Below are 17,371 nucleotides of genomic sequence, written 5' to 3'. Positions count from 1 at the left end.
ATATGTCAACAGTATGTGAATTTGAGTTAAATGGAAAACAAGAGATTTTCGAATTTGGAAAAGTTGCTAAACAAGCAAATGGTTCTGTATTAGCAAAATTAGGAAATGCAGTTGTTTTAGCAACAGTTGTTAGTGAATTTGATAATCCAGTATCTGAGGACTTTACTCCTTTAACAGTACAATATATTGAAAAGACATATGCTGCTGCAAAACTTCCTGGAGGGTTTTTTAAAAGAGAAGCAAAACCAGGTGAGTTTGAAACATTGACTGCTAGGGTTATTGACAGAAGTTTAAGACCACTTTTCCCAAAAGGTTATGTTTATCCTACAACAATTACCGTTATTGTTTTAAGTGCTGATAAAGACGTAGATTTACAAGCTCTAGCTTTAAATGCAGCAAGTGCAGCAGTTTATTCATCTAATTTACCAATTAAAAAATCAGTTGCTGGTGTAAGAGTTGCAAAAATTGCTGGTGAATATGTAGTAAATCCTCCTTTAACAAAAATGGATGAATCAACTCTAGACTTATATGTTGCTGGTACAAAAGAAGAATTATTAATGATTGAAATGAAAGCTATTTCTTCTGAAGAGATGGTAGAAGTTGATATTGAAGCATTCTCAAAAGTACATGAAACAAATGAAATGACAGAGGATGATTTAGTTGAAGCAATTGGGATTGCACAAAAAGCACTTAATGAAGCAAATTCAACTTATGAAGTAGGGTTTTCAGAAGTTTGTAAAGAGATAAAAGATGTAGAACTTATAGAATTTACAATTTCTGAAGATTTAATTTCTCATGTAAGAGATACTTATTTAGAAGATATAAATGCGGCTGTTAAGAAACTTGCAAAAAGTGAAAGAGCTACAGAATTAAAAGATTTAGCAAAAGTTATTTCTGAAAATGAATATTGTACTTCAAATGAAATTGAATTTGCTGATGTTTATGAGGCAGTTTCTATTGTAAAAAGAGAAGTTGTTAGAGGTATGATTGTAAATGATAAAGTAAGAGCTGATGGAAGAGGATTAAAAGATGTAAGACCAATTTCTATTGATACAAACATTTTACCTTCTGCTCATTCATCTTGTTTATTTACTAGAGGAGAAACACAAGCTTTAGTTGTTGGAACATTAGCTGGTCCAAAAGATGGACAAATGTATGAAGTATTAACAGAAAAATCTGCAAATATTGATAATTTTATGCTTCATTACAATTTCCCAGGATTTTCAGTTGGTGAAGCAAAACCTATGTTTAATGTAGGAAGAAGAGAACTTGGACATGGAAATTTAGGGAAAAGAGCACTTGAAGCTACTATTGATAAAGATTTTGGAGATACAATTAGATTAGTTTCAGAAATATTAGAATCAAATGGTTCATCTTCTATGGCCACTGTTTGTGGTGGTTCATTAGCTTTAAAAGCTGCAGGAATTCCGATTTCTAATCTTGTTGCAGGTGTAGCAATGGGAATGGTTGTTGAAGGAGATAATTATTCTGTATTAACTGATATTATGGGTCTTGAAGATCACGATGGTGATATGGACTTTAAAGTAGCTGGTACAAATAAAGGTATAACTGCATTACAAATGGATATTAAGCTTGGTGGGATTGAATTATCAGTACTAAAAGAAGCATTACTTCAAGCTAAAGAAGGAAGAGACCATATTTTAGGTATAATGGAAGAAGCAGCAGAAGAAATAATTCCAAGTGAAGCTTTACCTATATTAGAACAGTTTGCAATTGATCCAAGTAAATTTATGGTAATTATTGGAAAAGCTGGTGCAACAATTAAAGAGATTATTGAAAAATTCTCAGTATCTATAGATTTAGACAGAGATACTGGTAATGTGAAAGTTAGTGGAGATAATAAACAAAATGTATTAGATGCTTGTGAACATATCAAATCTATTTCAAATAATGCTCCAGCAAGAAAAGATCATGGAAAGAAAAATATTGATTTTGAAAAACTTTATACTATTGATCAAGTTTTAACTGGAAAAGTTGTGAGAATTGCAGATTTTGGTGCTTTTGTTGAGTTACCAAAAGGTGGAGAAGGATTATTACATATTTCTAAAATTTCAAAACAAAGAGTTAAAAAAGTAGAAGATGTACTTAAAGTAGATGACAGTGTGGAAATAAAAGTTCTAAAAGTAACACGAGATAGAATTGAACTAGCTTCAAGTTCTTTATAGTAAAAATAAGCCTCTTTTAAGAGGTTTATTTCTTTAATTTAATAAAATCTTCAAAAAATAACAATATACAATACATTTTTAAATAAAATCATTCTAATAATTTTAATAGTAGTTTATGAGTAAATTAAATACAATTATAAATAACTAATAGAAAGTGCGATTTTTTCAACTAATATATAATTAATAATTTGTTATAATTAATTTAATTACTAAACTAAAATTAATATTTCTTTGGTTAATATAGTTAAAATAATATTTTTATAGAATAAAATAAGGGGTTTTTATGGCTAAGCTACTAATCGTGGATGACTCTACAATGTTAAGAGATATGCTAAATTATGCACTTAACGAAGGTGGATATACTGATGTAACAGAAGCGGTAGACGGTGTAGATGGTTTAGAGAAAGCTAAAGCAGCAACATTTGATTTAATAATTACTGATGTTAATATGCCAAATATGGATGGATTAACATTAATTGGTGAGTTAAGAAAGCTTCCTACTTATGCTTCACGACCTATTTTAGTTTTAACAACTGAAAGAAGTGATGAAATGAAAGCAAAAGGTAAAGCTGCAGGTGCTACAGGATGGATTGTAAAACCTTTTGTTCCTGAACAATTACTAAAAGCAGTTAATATAGTATTAAGTAGATAATAGAAAGGTTTTATCATGTCTGGTTTTGATATTTCTAAATATAGAGAGATGTTCGTTGAAGAAGCTGAAGAGCTTTTTGAATCCGCAGATAATGTTTTATTGGAAGCTGAAAATAATGGATCATTAACTGATGATGAAATGGGTCAGCTTTTCCGTGATGTTCATACTTTAAAAGGTAGTGGAGCATCAGTTGAATTAACTTTATTTGCAGAGTTTACACATGATGTTGAAAACATGATGGATAAACTTAGAAATCATGAGATTGAATTTATACCAGAAATGGCAGGAACATTAATTGATGGTTTAGATGTTATGAAAGAACTTCTTGATTTAGAAGTTTCTGAAGAATTAACAAGAGAGACATTTACTGAAATGACAACTGAATTATTAGTTGTTATTAGAGCTTACATTAGTGGTGAGACACCAGTTGAAGTAGAAGAAACAATACCTACTGTTGAAGTTGCTGAAGAATCATCGGAAGACAATTCATCTGATGATAACTTTTCTGATAACTTTGGCTTATATGATTCTGAAATTGATAATGATAAATTTAATGTTTCATATGGATTTTTCAATGATGATGAAATAGGAAAAGATAATGATCATTATGGTTTTTTTGATGATGCATTAGATAAAAAATCTGAAACTGCAGTTACTCCAGTTATAGAACACGAAGAGAGTGAAGATTTTGGTTTTTTTGATGATATGCCAGAGATTACACCTGATGCAGAAATAAAAGCAAATAATGAAGATCAAGAAAAAGAAATAAATACTCCTACTCAAAAAGTAGTTGAAGCTCCAGCAGAAACTGCTCCAAAAGCCGTTAATGCTGCTCCAAAAGAGCCTGCTAAACCTGCTTCAAAAAGACCTGCACGAGCAGAAAAAGACACAAATAAAAAATCTGCAGCATCAAATAATATTAGAGTTAACCTTGATAAAATTGATTTATTGATGAATAATGTAGGAGATTTAGTTATTACAAATGCAATGCTTACACAATTTTCTACTTCTATTGAAGAAACAAAAACTAGAAATGCAGTATTAGAAAGACTTGAATTATTAGAAAGACATATTAGAGATATGCAAGATTCTATAATGAGTATCAGAATGGTACCAATGGAATCAATTTATTCAAAATTCCCAAAAGTTGTAAGAGATATTTCTAAAAAACTTGATAAAAAAGTTGAGTTCAAACATTTTGGTGATAATGTTGAGATTGATAAAGCTATGATTGAAGGTTTAACTGATCCTTTAATGCACATTATTAGAAACTCTTTAGATCATGGATTAGAAACTCCTGATATTAGAACAGCAAGTGGAAAAGATGAAGTTGGTTCTATTATAATTTCAGCGGAACAAGCTAATGGTCAAATGATTATTACAATTGAAGATGATGGTAAAGGTATTGATGCAACAAAAGTAGCTTTAAAAGCATTAGACCAAGGGCAAATTGATGAAAATCAATATAACACTATGAGTGATAATGAAAAAGCTATGTTGGTATTTGGTGCTGGAGTTTCAACTGCAGACCAAGTTACTGATATTTCTGGTCGTGGTGTTGGAATGGACGTTGTTAAAACAAATATTCAAAAACTTGGTGGTGCAATTAAACTTGATACAACATTAGGTGAGGGTACTATAATAACAATTATGTTACCACTTACTCTTGCAATTCTTGATGGTCTTGATATTGCAGTAGGAGATCAAAAATATATCTTACCTCTAAGTGCAATTGTTGAATCTTTACAACCAACGTCAGATATGATTAAAAAAATTGGTGATGGTTCTCAAGATTTACTAATGTTAAGAGAAGAATTTATTCCAGTGGTTAGAATTCATCAATTATTTGGAGTTGAACCAACATTTGATAACTTAGAAGATGGAATGTTAATTGTTGTTAAATCAGGAACTACAAAAGTAGCTATTTCTATAGATGAATTCCTGAATCAACATCAAGTAGTTGTAAAACCACTTGATAAAAACTTTAGAAGTGTTGAAGGAATAGGGGCAGCCACAGTTAGAGGTGATGGTAGTATTGGTCTTATTCTTGATGTGTTAGGGATTATTAATGCCCAAATCAAAATAGAAAAAACGATGACAACATCGCAAATTGCATCATAAAGATAATATGCTAGATAATAATGCTTTACATGAAAAAGTAAAATCTCTTCTTTATTCTTTGACAGGTATTACACTTGCAGAGAATAAAGATATTATGATTTCAAATAGACTTCATAAACTTAAACGTGATACTAAATATAGTGGTGATATAGATGAACTTCTTGTTGCTATTGAGAATGGTACACATACAATGGAGTTTATTAATTCTTTTACTACTAATAAAACACATTTTTTTAGAGAAGATTTTCATTTTACAGATTTAAAAGATAGAGTTTTACCAGAATTTGCTAAATCTGGGCAAGATATAAAAATGTATTGTTCTGCTTCTTCTACAGGAGAAGAACCTTATTCTATGGCAATGACAGTTTTAGAAGCGAGTGAAGAACAAAGCAAGAGAATAAATGCTTCAATTTTAGCCACGGATATAGATACAAATGTATTACAATATGCTGCTAATGGAGTATATAGATATTCAAAGTCATCAAAAGAATTTCCTGATTGGATAAAACCACAAAAATATTTTAAAAAAAGAGTTAAAAAGACACTAGCTAGTGAAGAAATACTAATAAAAGTTAAGCCAGAATTGCAAAAAATGGTTACTTATCAAGTAAATAATTTAAATGATAGTTCTTATCCTTTTGAAAGTAATTATTTTGACGTTATTTTTTGTCGAAACGTATTAATTTATTTTTCTGCAGAAGATCAAAATAAAATACTGAGAAAACTTTTTTCACATTTAAAAATGGGTGGTACTTTATATATAGGACATTCTGAAAATCCTCATGATTTAATAAATTATGTACAAAGAGTAGGGCAAAATATTTTTATTAAAATAAAGGAATTACATTGATTGTAATTGGACATAAAGATGGTGGAATAGAAAAGGCTTCTATTTCAAGATTTACGCAAAAAACAAAAGGTTATAATACTCACACTATCATTGGTGGAGAGTTCGCTGTTGGTAAAGATATAGATAATATAGCTTTTAAAACACTATTAGGTTCTTGTGTTGCTATTATGTTTTATGATAATGTTAAAAAAGTTAAAGGAATGAATCATTTTTTATTACCTTCAACAAGTAGTACAAATGATGATATGAAATATGGTTTATACTCTGTAGAAGCAATGTTAAATGAAATGTATAAACTTGGATGTAGTAAAGAAAATATGAGTGCAAAAATTTCAGGTGGTGCAGACATTATGCAACTAAATAATCTTTCTTCAAATTCAATTGGACATAGAAATGTTGAGTTTGCAAAAGACTTTTGTAAATCAGAAGGTTTTAAATTAGTAAGTGAACACACAAGAGGTGAGCATGGTCGACTTATTCTTTTAGCTGATACTTTTGAAACATTTATAAAAGTTACTCAGAAGAGTGAAACAGATAATAAAATTCTTAATGAAGAAAAAGCATTACAAACAGAAATTACAAAAGCACCAGTTATCAAAGAGTATGTTGGTGGTGTTGACTTATTTGGTGATGATACTCCTGCAGCAGAGCCAGAGATGGAAATTGAATTATTTTAATATAATAGAATAGGGTAAAGATGTATACGGTTTTAGTAATAGATGATTCTCCTTCAATGAGAAGAATTATTAAAGATATGATTAATAGTATTGATGAGTTTGAAGTTATTTCTGAAGCTATAGATGCATATGATGCTAGAGAAAAAATAAAAGAATATGAGCCTGATTTAGTTACGATAGATATAAATATGCCAAAAATGGATGGTGTAACATTTTTAAGAAATCTTATGCGATTACATCCTATGCCAGCAGTTGTTATTTCTGGTGAAAGTGTAAGAGGTAATGATATTTTTGATGATGGTGCTGTTGGTTTTATTCCTAAACCTGAGACAGGTGAACCTATGAGCTCTTTTTCTGAAAGAATAAAAGAGAATTTACTTAATCTTACCTTTTTACTTAAAAGATATACTTTAAAAAAACCAAAAGCAACAAAAAAAGTCATTTCTAAAAAGGCAATAGAGGTCGAAAGAAAGGTTCATCCAGATGAAGTGATTCCTTTAGAAGCTTCGATGCTAAATGGTAAGAAACTTATTGTAATAGGTTCATCAACTGGTGGTGTTGAATCACTCTTAAAGGTCTTTAAGGGTTTAACAAATAACCTTCCTCCTATATTAATTACTCAGCATATACCTTATGGTTTTTCAAAATCATTTGCAGATAGATTAAATGATAATTCATCACTTACAGTACATGAAGCACAAGATGGAATGATATTAGAAAAAGGACATGCGTATTTAGCTCCAGGTAATATGCATTTAACTATAGAAAAAGCTAGTGGGAAAGATTATAAAACAAAATTGCTAGATACTGTTAAAGTTAGTCACCATAGACCAAGTGTTGATGTTTTATTTAGATCAGTAAACAATACTGTTGGTGGTGCAGCAATGGCTGTAATGATGACAGGTATGGGAGATGATGGAAGTATTGCAATGAAAGAATTACATGACAATGGTGCATATACTGTTGCTCAAAATGAAGAGAGCTGTGTGGTTTTTGGAATGCCTGCAAAAGCAATTAAAAAAGGTGCAGTTAAAGATATCATACATTTAAATGATATTTCTAAGTATATAATAGAGTTTTCAAACAATAAAAGAAGATAAGAGGTCTTCTTTTGTTCAGTCCATAAAAGTTTGAAAATTATAGTTTTCAATACTAATATATTAAAAGAATAATGTATTACATATATTCTTTTAATATTGTACATTCCTTAGTTTCAGAATTTTCTTGTAGTATGAATTTAAATTTATCAGAATATAACTTACCTTTAATCTCTACTGTATAAGGGATTTTGTATGTGTTTTCATCATCTTTACAATTGTATTGAGTTCCTTTACGTATTATTGGTTTAATTTCAACAAACTCTTCATCTTCTTCAAATGCGATAATGCTTTTTTCATTGAAAGATAAAACATCTTCATTATTAGTATTTTCTTCTATAGTTGTTTTATTAATTTCTTTTTCATTGAGTTTAGGTTTTTCTTCAATTTGAATAGTCTCTTTATTATTTTCTTTTATAATAGAGTCTTCTTCTGTATTATATGTAAAAAGTATAAATAATAATAAAAGTGTATTAAATAAAGTAATTATTATGATTGATAAAAAGAATTTATCATTATTCTTTTTGTTTGTATTATTAGATGATTTTTCTATTTTTTCTTCTAAACTTTCAATTCTTTGCGTTATTTGTTCCATTTTTTCATTTTCATTTAATACAATATTTCTATTTAACTCATGTAATTGTGTCAATATATTTTGATATTTATCTTTTTCGTTAAACATTTTTTCCCTTATTAATCATTTTTTCTTTCTTTTACTAATAGAATTAATTTTTCCCAATCTAAGCTTAAATCTTTTGTAAAAATAGTATTAAATGTTTTATTATTCCAATAAACAAAATTTATGGGTTCTACAAATTTTTCTGCAAATTTTACCTCATAATGTAAATGTGGTCCACTACTCTGCCCTGTATTACCAGTTAAACCTAAGAGAGTTCCTTTTTGTATTATCTGTCCTTCTTTTACATATATATCACTCATATGACCATAAAGTGTTTTAAATCCAAAGTTATGTGCGATTGTTATCATTTTACCATATCCTCCTGGATCAAAGTTTCTAGCTTTTATAACTACTCCATCTGCTGGAGAATATATATGTGTTCCTATTTTTGCTTTAAAGTCTACTCCTGTATGAAGTCTTCTTTTTTTAGTAAGAGGATGTATCCTATAACCATATTTTGAAGTAATAAAAGTTCTTTCTAATGGAGAACCACTAGGAATAGAGTTCAATATATACTCTTTATCTTTTTCTCCTAGTTTTGTATTTAAATAAATATTATCTTTTTTTGAAAGATCAAGTCCTATATTAAGTATTTGCTGTAAATCAACTAATTGATCGTTTAAAAGATTTATTTCATTAATTCTATTATTAATTTGTATTTTATAAAGTTCATCTTTTGTTTTAATTGTATCTTTTAAATTATAAATATTTATATTTAAGTATATAATATATGCCCCAAGAATACAAAATGTTATCAAAAATAAGAGTATATTTTTTTTACTTATTAGATTAGTTATTTGCAATTTTGTATATGGCTTTCAAATTGGTTTTTAGCTTTTGGAATATAGTGTAAATTTACACTATATTCATTATTTTTTTGTATAAGTTGTAAGGTCATCCATTGATACTAATAAGTTTTTACCAGCAATTTTACCATATTGCTCACCTATAGATGAATCATAAACTTTTTCAATTTTTATTAAATTACCTTTAATATAAAATGGGTTTTTTAGTTTCTTTTCATCTATTTGAATAGCAGTACTTAATCGACCCTTGTAAGAAAATACTTCAATACTTTTTGTAACCATTCTATAGTATGTACCAGTAGTTTTTTTCGTTTTTTGTTTAACAACTTTCTTTTTAACTACTTCTTTTTCTTCTACTTTTTCTTCTACAACTTTTTCTTGTACAACAGGTTGCTCTTTTGGTTGTGGTTGATTATTTGCATTACAACCTGCAAATATAATTACTGATGCTAGTAAAAAAATATAATTTTTCATTTATTTCCTTTAATATTATTTTTTAATTAAAAATCTTTTTCTAATATTTTTATTTTCATCTTCAAATTTTACGTATAATGGAGTAATTTTAAAGATTTTAAAACCAAATAAATCATTATTTTCAGAGTAGTAATTTCCTTCAAACAATAATTTATTATCTTCTACTTTTAATTTTTTTACGTATTTAGATATTTGATCTAAAGATTTAAGTTTAATAGTACTTTTATTTTCTGATAAAATTTCTTTTGTTGATTCTTCAATTTTATTTAGTGTAGCTTCAGAATTTGAAGTTTTTTCTATGGTGTTTTCAATATCATTACTTACATTTTCTTTTACTACTTTTTCAGTTTCATCTATATCTTTATCTTTTATATCTTCTTTTATTTCGTTTGTTAATTTAACACTAACCTCTTCTACTTTTTTTACAGGAGTTTCTATAGAAGTTTTTTTCTCTTCTATTTCTGTGCTTAATATTTTTTCTTCTTTTAGTTCTGCAGTTATAGTTTTTTTCTCTTCTTCTATAACTTTTTCATTTTTAACTATCATAGTTTTTTCTGTTTTTTCTTCCTCTGAACTATTAAAAAAGAATAATACTAAACCTAACAATACAATTGGTATGATATAAAGAAAATAGTTTTTCTTGTTAGTTGTTTCATTGATGATATTTTGGCTTTTTTCTGATTTGTCTTTTATAATTTCATCTGTTTCTATATCTATTTTTTCTTCAGGCTCTTCATTTTGTAGATCAAATTCATTGACATTTATAACTTTATCTTTTATATTTATGATTTCATTGATATCTAATAGATTATCATCTTCATCAAGTTCATTGATTAATCTATTTATTATTTTATTATCGCTACTTATATATTCATTTTTCTTAATTTGATTTAATATATTAAGTAATTCTTCTTCATGTTTTATTTCATATTTATTTAATAAATAGTTTGCAGACAAGTCTCCTGTTTCATCATCTAATATTTCTTTATAGATATTATTATAATTTTCAAAATTCACGTCTTAAAGCCCTTGATAGTGTATTTTTAAACTGATTCATAAATAATCGTTTGTATTATTACAGAATAATTGTTAAAGTTAGTTTAAAATAAATTATGTATAATCTTTAGTCATAAATAATTGGATAAAATATTTTATTAGATAAGCAGGAAAATAGATGAATTTTTTTAAACTTAATAAGTTATTGTTGAACTCTTTAGAAGGTAAATTTATTATTTTTGGAGCAGGATATAAAGGTGGAATTGGTAAGTCAGTATTGTCTTTAGGTTTAGCAAAAGAGTTTAATATTCCATACATAACAAATGATCAAGGTTCAGCTATTTCTGGAAATGTGAATTTTTATGATAACACTTATTTAACTTATGATTTTAAAAGTGATGATAAACTAAAAGAGTCAAAAGTTGTTATTATAGATTTAGCAGGATGTTTTGTTCTCGATAAAACAATTTTACAACTTATTAAGAGATCAAACTTGATTATTTTGCCTACTGGTGAAAATCCATATCTTGATCATACTGGTTGTTTAATTACTGCAAGTAATTTATTTGAACTAAATAAAAACCTTTTGTTTGTTACAACAGGTGTAGATGAAGATAGATTAAAAGATACTATTTTTTCATTTAATAGAGTCAAAAGTAAATACCCTCATTTTGAGAGATTAAAAGTATTTGGGTTATCTAAATGTAATGAGATAATTCATGATTCAATTGCAAAAAAAAGAAGTTATATTAGAACTTATTTATCTTTAGAAGATGATAAGAAAACTACTTATAAACCTTTTATAAAAGATTGGTCTAAAATTATAAAAGAAGTTAATGATAAAATAGAAACTTTCCAAAATTAAATAAAGTTTTGGAAAGTTAGTTTATTTGTATTTATTTTTTTGTTCTAATACAAAAGAATCCAATATCATAGTATTGAAAGCTTGGATTGTTGAAAAAGGTCATTTTATTATTTGATACTTTAAAGTATGAAGAATCAGCAAAGTTCCATGAACCACCTTTTAAGTAGTTATATTCATTTTTCTCTAAACTTGATGTCCAAGACCAAACATTTCCAACCATATCACTTATACCAAATTTAGAGTTTCCTTGTGGGAAAGCCCCTATTTCTGAAGTTTTATGAAGTTGATTAGATGAGTTATTACAATAGTTTTTATTCCATGTATTTCCCCATGGAAATAATCTTTCCTCTTCCCCTGCTCTTGCTACATAGTCCCATTGTTCTTTTGAGGGAATGTCATAATTATATTCATCATCAATGCTTGATAAATAGTTACAAAAGGCTTTTGCTTCATAATATGTAACATAAACAACAGGTTGTAAATCTTTATTGAAATTTTCTTTTAGTAGGTTTTGTTTGTATTTTTTCTTATAATAGTTTTTTTCTTTTTCTAACATTTCTTCATATTTTTCATCTAATGAGCTTACTTTATTGTTCATTAGCCAGATCTTAGATGCCATATCTGTCCAAAATTTTGTTTCAGTATATCCATTTGAATCAATAAATTCATTGAACCATTTATTAGTTATAACATATTTACTCATTTCAAAATTCTGATTTGGTATTTTTATAAATTCTTTTTCATTTACATCTTTATCATCAATTAAAACAATTGTATCTTCAAAATCTGTTTTATATACAGGAGTACTTGTTGATACTTCTTCAAATGAGTTTGAATGTAGAAATTCAAATGTTTCAACTCTAAACTTTCTATGTTCTAACCAATATTTACCCTGCTCTGTACTAAAAATCATTCTTAATGCATCATAGTCGTTTTCTAAAACCTGCAATAACTGTTCTTTTTGTGTTTTATTAATATTTAAATGAAGACTAGAGTCTTCTTTTATATATGTTTCATGTTGTATTGTTTTTATAAGATATTTAACTACAGGGTCATTTTTAACTAATACTTGATAAATATCGTTATAAAGCTCTTCAAGAGTACAAGAAATAGCAAATAAAGAGTATATTACATCATGTTTTAGTGTAGTATTTGGATTTATTTTCATAAAAATTTTAGAACTAACTTTTATTCTGTTTATTAATCTTATAATAAATCTAGGTGTTATATTATCAAGTGATGAAATTGAAAGAATAACATTTTTAATTGAGTCTTCTAATGTATCACTAGTGTTGGTTTTAGCATAGATATTATCAATTAGATTAGATATCTTTCCATTGTAAGAAGGAAGATAAAATGGCAACTGTACCATCTTGTCTAGGTAAGTTTTTCCTGATTGTTCGCTATTTTCATCAAATTTACTTTTTCTTCTATCTTCAAGAAAGTTTTCTAGTATCTCTCTATCTGCTGCTAATACAAATGAAAGACCTTTTAAATCAAGTACTAGATTAATACTTTCTAATAGTTTAACTGCATTTTTTGGTAAACATTTATCTAAATCATCAATAAATATTACAATTTTAAAGTTTTCTTCATTTAAAATTTTCTCTAGACCTTTTAGCAATTCAAATATTTGAAAAAAAGTACTTTGATTTAATAGATGTTTTTCAAGGTTCTCATCTATATTATCTGTTGTTTCATTGGTTTTAATAGTATCTAATTGAATTTTTATATTTGCAACTGCATATTTTAAGTATTTGATATAATCAAGAATATTTACTACTACATCTTCATCAAAGTTGTTTCTGTTTTTTTGAATAGTTCTTTCTACTGCACTGCATAAATCTAATAAAGGATGTTCATCATTTTCAAATTTCCATGCATTAAAAAACAGACTTATAATTTTTTCATCATCATTTTTTGTCAAGGCAATTTGTTTTTGAATAAACTTCATTAATGAAGTTTTACCTTTCCCTGCTTCAGAGAAAATACCAACAGTAAATGGAGTAGGAGTTTTTAGAATAGCTTCTGTTATTACTTCTGAATAAGCGTTAAAATCTAAGCTATCATGTTCTAAATCAGATATAGCTTCATCTGCAATCAAATTTAAGTCTAAGTTAATACTTTTTGACATATAACTACCTTTGTTATAAAAAATTGCTAAATAATATCAGATAGTTTGTTAAAAAGTTATTTAATTTTAAAAAAATAAGCAAATTTATAACAAAAAAACACATAAGTAATAAAAAAAATAATTTAGTATAAAGTTTAACTATCTTAATACTTATACGAAATAAAAGAAAGGTTTTTTACTTTAATTTGTAAAGACATTTCCAGTTATTCCATAAACGACTCTTTGTCCATAAAAGTATGCTTTAGACTTATTTTCCATTGATGGTTTATTTACAAAATCTGCAACTTTTGATGAATGATGAATATAATCATCTTTTAGTTTTTTATATAATTCTTTATCAGTATTAATTTTTTCAAGACTTATTATTTTGTCATATACTTTTTTTAATGTTCCGTCAAATTTATAAATTTTATCTGGAGAACTAAGTGGTACTTCTTCTAAATTATCTTTGTTTTTTATTGCTTTATCATGCATGAATTTTAGGCAAACATGTTCATATTTATTAGAAATCATTTTTTTATACATATAAATATGATAAAAAGAGCTTATATTGAATTCTGACATATTTTGGAAAGTGATATAAAAACCGTCATTTTCTTCTTTTAAATCATCTTTTTTTAAATAAACTTTATTTGATATCTCTTTTATATTATTATTTTCTAACCAGACAAATTTATTATTCCAAGATTTGATTTTCTTTTTAATAGTATTTATATTAGAATCACTTCTTCCTAAATAAACAAGTTCATCTTTTTCGTTATATCCCCCTCCTACATCAGCATGGGCTCCTGGGATAATAAATTCTTCGATGTTTCCTTTTTCATTTGTATGATGGTGATATTTATAGTTTGTTTCAAAAATAGAGTATGCATCAAAGTTATAACGATATTCATCTTCAGCCATCATATGTGTAACATGTCCAAATTTTTTATCATTTTTGTTTTTTGTAAAATCTATATTTAAGTCTTTATGGTCATTTGATTGTTTTGCTCCATAGTGAGTAACTGTATCGTAAATCCCTACAAATCTAAAAGAGATAGATTCTATATTTATTTTTTCTTTTTTATAATATGGGTTTTTTACAACTTTTTGTGTTCTTCCTGCATTTATTACAACTTGTTTTTTATCTACTCTTAGAGGATTAAAATATACTTTATTCCCTACTCTTGTATATAATCCATCTTCTTTTTCAAAAAAGCATGCAAAAATATCTTCTTTATTTTTTGTATCTAAAGTATATTTTCTTTTGCCTTCTTCTTTTGTAATCTCATATTTATCTACAATTGAACATACAAAATGCCTAGCACTTGCAGCTCCTCTTGAGAAACCAAAAGTATCAAATATAAGTTCATCTATATTAAAAATAGAAGCCGTTCTAAGTTGGTCTGCAATTTTTTGACAAGTATAAATGATATGTGCTTTTACACCTGTGTCCCCTATTCCAAGTCCTAATCCCACAATTGAGTCTGCATCATAATCTTCATTTTCAAATACATCACTAGTACCTGAACCACTGGCATATACTTTAAATCTAGTTACGGGAGCTAAATCGGTATATGTTTTTAAATCATCTCCATTGTATAGTTTATAGAGTCTATTTATATTTGTTTCACCATTTGTAAAACTGCCATCTCCATCATCCCCTGGTAAGATTTTTTTATATAAAAACTTATTTTGTCCTGAGTCTTGACCTAGTTTATCTTCATCGTCGTTTTTTACATCTAAGAGATAATCAAATACTTTTTCTGCATGATTTGAAATCTTTGCTTGCCAAAAAGTTGAATCATCATATTTATTATTCTCTTTTTTCTCATTTTTACTTATTTCATTTGATTTCTCATCAAAATATCTAACACCATGAGATAATATCTGTTCTTGAAGCATAACCATAATATTTTGATTTTTTTTAGGATTAGAGTCTGCTGCTATGTATTCTTGGATAGAAGAATATTCTTCTGGAGTGTTCTTTTTATATTTCTTTATATCTTTATCTTTATTATCGATGATAAAGTTACATGGCTTTTCTAAAAATTTTTTATAGTTTCTATAAAAATCTATATTATACATATTATTTTTTGTACCATCAAAGAAAACTCCATATTCTACTTTTATTTCTGGCATATATGAAGCTGATATTCTGTTTTCATATGTAGTTACTTCTAGTTCTTCATTTGAGCCTTTTTTATAGTTATAAACATAAGGCATAGAGATTATGATATAACTAGAGTTTTCTTCTTTTGAATTATTTAGTTTGTATATCATTTGTTCTTTATCTAAAACTTTTTGACAGCTTAGTTTTGTATAGTCTAGAGTAGAAGTTGTTTTCTCTTTATCGTTTATCTTTTTATCTTCTGGTAGCTCATTGTTATAGGCATAAGTATATTTTTTTTGTTTTAGAACAGTTCCATATGATTTTGAACCGTATAATGAGGCGGATTGAGTTTTTAATAGTTTTTTTTCTACTTCTATCTCATTTGAACCTCTTAAGTTTGAAAATTTTAGTATTTGATTATTTGGATTTGCTTCTTTTTTTACAGCTTTTAATAGATATGATGAGTATTCATCAACTACTTCTTCTAAAACTTTCTGTTTATTATCTTCATTTGGACATAAACTTTCAGTCTCTTTTTTATTTATGATTATAAAGACCCATCTAGTACGATTTGTATCAATACAAGGCTTACCTTTTTTTGTAAGAAATTCTGCTAAGTGTAAAGCTTCATTGTATTGAAAATATACAGCACCTTTTTTACAAGAATTACTCACTTAAGACTCCTAGTTTTTTAAGTCTTCTTAGTCCTCTTTCTGCTTTTTTATAATTTTTAGTTTTTAAAGACTTTCTATACCAAATTTCAGCATTTTTATAATCTTTTAAATGCTTTTCATATAGATACCCTAAATTTTGTGTAGAACTATGGTCTCCTTTATTATGACCAATCTTATACCAATATACTGCTTTCTGATAATCTTTTAAATTTTCTTCATATAAGTAAGCTAAAAGAAAAGCAGCATCTAAATAATCAAGTTCTTCATAACCTTTTTTTAACCAATATATAGCTTTCTCATAATCTTTTAATATATCAGTATATAAAAAACCTAACCTATTTATAGAACTTTTCGTTCCCACTTTAAAACCTTTTTTATACCATATTATTGCATTAGTATAATCTTTCTCTTTTTCATATATTGCAGCGGCTAGTGCTGTATAACAATCATTGTCTCCATATTCTATACATTTTAAAAAGTAATTTTTTGATTTTTTTAAATCTTTATATCTATTTTTTTGACTATAAAAGATACCAAGATTTTTATACCCTTGAGGATCTTTTCTTTCAACCGCAAGTTTTAGATAAGTCTCTCTTGCTTTTTCTAAGTCACCTTTCATTCTATAAGTATGACCTAAACCTTCTAGTGAGTAGTTATCTCCACTGTCTGCGGATTTTCTATACCATTTTATAGCTTCATCAAATTTTGCTTGATTGTAGTATTGTACTGCTAAGTTATGCATAGCTAATGTATGACCTTTTGAAGCTGCTTTTTCATACTCTCTAATTATATATTTAGAATCTTTTTCCATAAAAGTAGAATATAAACTTCCTAATTGATAGTATGATTCTACACTTCCTGCTTTTATACCTTTTTTAAAGTACTCTTCTGCTTTTTCATAATCTTTAGTAGTTTTTATATAATAAATACCTAGACAGTTATATCCTTGAATTTCTCCACTTTCTATAAGGTTTTGATACTCTTTTAAATCTTTTTGTGTGTAAGTCTCTTTCTTACAAGTTTCTATATTATAGTTTGTTTTTATTACTTTTATATTCTCTTGTTTTG

Annotated in this window: 14 protein-coding genes; 7 read left to right on the top strand and 7 right to left on the bottom strand. The window is 26.9% G+C overall.

The genetic code is table 11. From position 1 onward, the window contains the following. Positions 1-2: 2 nt before the first annotated feature. The 6 genes from BT997_RS05995 (at position 3) to cheB (ending at position 7,586) form a co-directional block, all read left to right on the top strand. Complete coding sequence (locus tag BT997_RS05995; RefSeq protein WP_072680550.1) at positions 3-2,186, top strand: polyribonucleotide nucleotidyltransferase; 2,184 nt, start codon at positions 3-5, stop codon at positions 2,184-2,186. Between the two features lie 283 nt (positions 2,187-2,469). Beyond that, on the top strand, positions 2,470-2,838 hold the full coding sequence (locus tag BT997_RS05990) for a response regulator (protein ID WP_072680549.1): 369 nt from the start codon (positions 2,470-2,472) through the stop codon (positions 2,836-2,838). Positions 2,839-2,853: 15 nt separating this feature from the next. Next, complete coding sequence (locus BT997_RS05985; protein WP_072680548.1) at positions 2,854-4,959, top strand: chemotaxis protein CheA; 2,106 nt, start codon at positions 2,854-2,856, stop codon at positions 4,957-4,959. Positions 4,960-4,966: 7 nt separating this feature from the next. Continuing rightward, on the top strand, positions 4,967-5,809 hold the full coding sequence (locus BT997_RS05980) for a protein-glutamate O-methyltransferase CheR (protein WP_072680547.1): 843 nt from the start codon (positions 4,967-4,969) through the stop codon (positions 5,807-5,809). After that, complete coding sequence (locus BT997_RS05975; protein WP_072680546.1) at positions 5,806-6,486, top strand: chemotaxis protein CheD; 681 nt, start codon at positions 5,806-5,808, stop codon at positions 6,484-6,486. Before BT997_RS05980 ends, BT997_RS05975 begins: the two co-directional genes overlap by 4 nt. 20 nt (positions 6,487-6,506) lie before the next feature. Then, positions 6,507-7,586, top strand: a complete 1,080-nt coding sequence (gene cheB / locus BT997_RS05970; RefSeq protein ID WP_072680545.1) for a chemotaxis-specific protein-glutamate methyltransferase CheB — start codon at positions 6,507-6,509, stop codon at positions 7,584-7,586. A gap of 76 nt (positions 7,587-7,662) precedes the next feature. On the opposite strand, the gene BT997_RS05965 is transcribed toward cheB, so the two are convergent. The 4 genes from BT997_RS05965 to BT997_RS05950 form a co-directional block, all read right to left on the bottom strand. Next, positions 7,663-8,265 carry a hypothetical protein gene (locus BT997_RS05965; protein WP_072680544.1) on the bottom strand — a complete coding sequence of 201 codons (603 nt, stop codon included), beginning with the start codon at positions 8,263-8,265 and terminating at the stop codon, positions 7,663-7,665. Between the two features lie 11 nt (positions 8,266-8,276). Next, the gene (locus BT997_RS05960) at positions 8,277-9,020 is read right to left on the bottom strand and encodes a M23 family metallopeptidase (protein ID WP_072680543.1); all 744 of its coding nucleotides are present in this window, start codon (positions 9,018-9,020) and stop codon (positions 8,277-8,279) included. A 111-nt stretch (positions 9,021-9,131) separates the two neighbouring features. Next, entirely contained in the window at positions 9,132-9,542 is a 411-nt protein-coding gene (locus BT997_RS05955) for a hypothetical protein (protein ID WP_072680542.1), read from the bottom strand. Between the two features lie 15 nt (positions 9,543-9,557). Next, the gene (locus tag BT997_RS05950) at positions 9,558-10,559 is read right to left on the bottom strand and encodes a hypothetical protein (RefSeq protein WP_072680541.1); all 1,002 of its coding nucleotides are present in this window, start codon (positions 10,557-10,559) and stop codon (positions 9,558-9,560) included. A 157-nt stretch (positions 10,560-10,716) separates the two neighbouring features. Between BT997_RS05950 and BT997_RS05945 the strand changes: the two genes are divergently transcribed. Next, on the top strand, positions 10,717-11,403 hold the full coding sequence (locus BT997_RS05945; RefSeq protein ID WP_072680540.1) for a hypothetical protein: 687 nt from the start codon (positions 10,717-10,719) through the stop codon (positions 11,401-11,403). 31 nt (positions 11,404-11,434) lie between these two features. Here BT997_RS05945 and BT997_RS05940 read toward each other — a convergent pair whose 3' ends face one another. The 3 genes from BT997_RS05940 to BT997_RS05930 all read right to left on the bottom strand — a co-directional run. Beyond that, the gene (locus BT997_RS05940) at positions 11,435-13,537 is read right to left on the bottom strand and encodes a P-loop NTPase fold protein (RefSeq protein ID WP_072680539.1); all 2,103 of its coding nucleotides are present in this window, start codon (positions 13,535-13,537) and stop codon (positions 11,435-11,437) included. Between the two features lie 180 nt (positions 13,538-13,717). Next, positions 13,718-16,303, bottom strand: coding sequence for a phospholipase effector Tle1 domain-containing protein (locus BT997_RS05935; RefSeq protein WP_072680538.1), 2,586 nt, complete (start codon positions 16,301-16,303; stop codon positions 13,718-13,720). After that, positions 16,296-17,371: tetratricopeptide repeat protein (locus BT997_RS05930; protein WP_143145163.1), on the bottom strand; the 1,076-nt coding region annotated here is incomplete at its 5' end. The genes BT997_RS05935 and BT997_RS05930, both read right to left, overlap by 8 nt.

The sequence above is a fragment of the Arcobacter sp. LA11 genome, from assembly GCF_001895145.1.
Taxonomy (GTDB): Bacteria; Campylobacterota; Campylobacteria; order Campylobacterales; family Arcobacteraceae; genus Halarcobacter.
This window is presented reverse-complemented; position numbering and strand designations above follow the sequence as displayed.

Excerpts from the sequence above, each read along its gene's own strand:
- BT997_RS05995 (WP_072680550.1), top strand. The coding sequence starts at position 3 with ATGTCAACAGTATGTGAATTTGAGTTAAATGGAAAACAAGAGATTTTC.
- BT997_RS05990 (WP_072680549.1), top strand. The coding sequence starts at position 2,470 with ATGGCTAAGCTACTAATCGTGGATGACTCTACAATGTTAAGAGATATG.
- BT997_RS05985 (WP_072680548.1), top strand. The coding sequence starts at position 2,854 with ATGTCTGGTTTTGATATTTCTAAATATAGAGAGATGTTCGTTGAAGAA.
- BT997_RS05980 (WP_072680547.1), top strand. The coding sequence starts at position 4,967 with ATGCTAGATAATAATGCTTTACATGAAAAAGTAAAATCTCTTCTTTAT.
- cheB (WP_072680545.1), top strand. The coding sequence starts at position 6,507 with ATGTATACGGTTTTAGTAATAGATGATTCTCCTTCAATGAGAAGAATT.
- BT997_RS05965 (WP_072680544.1), bottom strand. The coding sequence starts at position 8,265 with ATGTTTAACGAAAAAGATAAATATCAAAATATATTGACACAATTACAT.
- BT997_RS05955 (WP_072680542.1), bottom strand. The coding sequence starts at position 9,542 with ATGAAAAATTATATTTTTTTACTAGCATCAGTAATTATATTTGCAGGT.
- BT997_RS05945 (WP_072680540.1), top strand. The coding sequence starts at position 10,717 with ATGAATTTTTTTAAACTTAATAAGTTATTGTTGAACTCTTTAGAAGGT.
- BT997_RS05940 (WP_072680539.1), bottom strand. The coding sequence starts at position 13,537 with ATGTCAAAAAGTATTAACTTAGACTTAAATTTGATTGCAGATGAAGCT.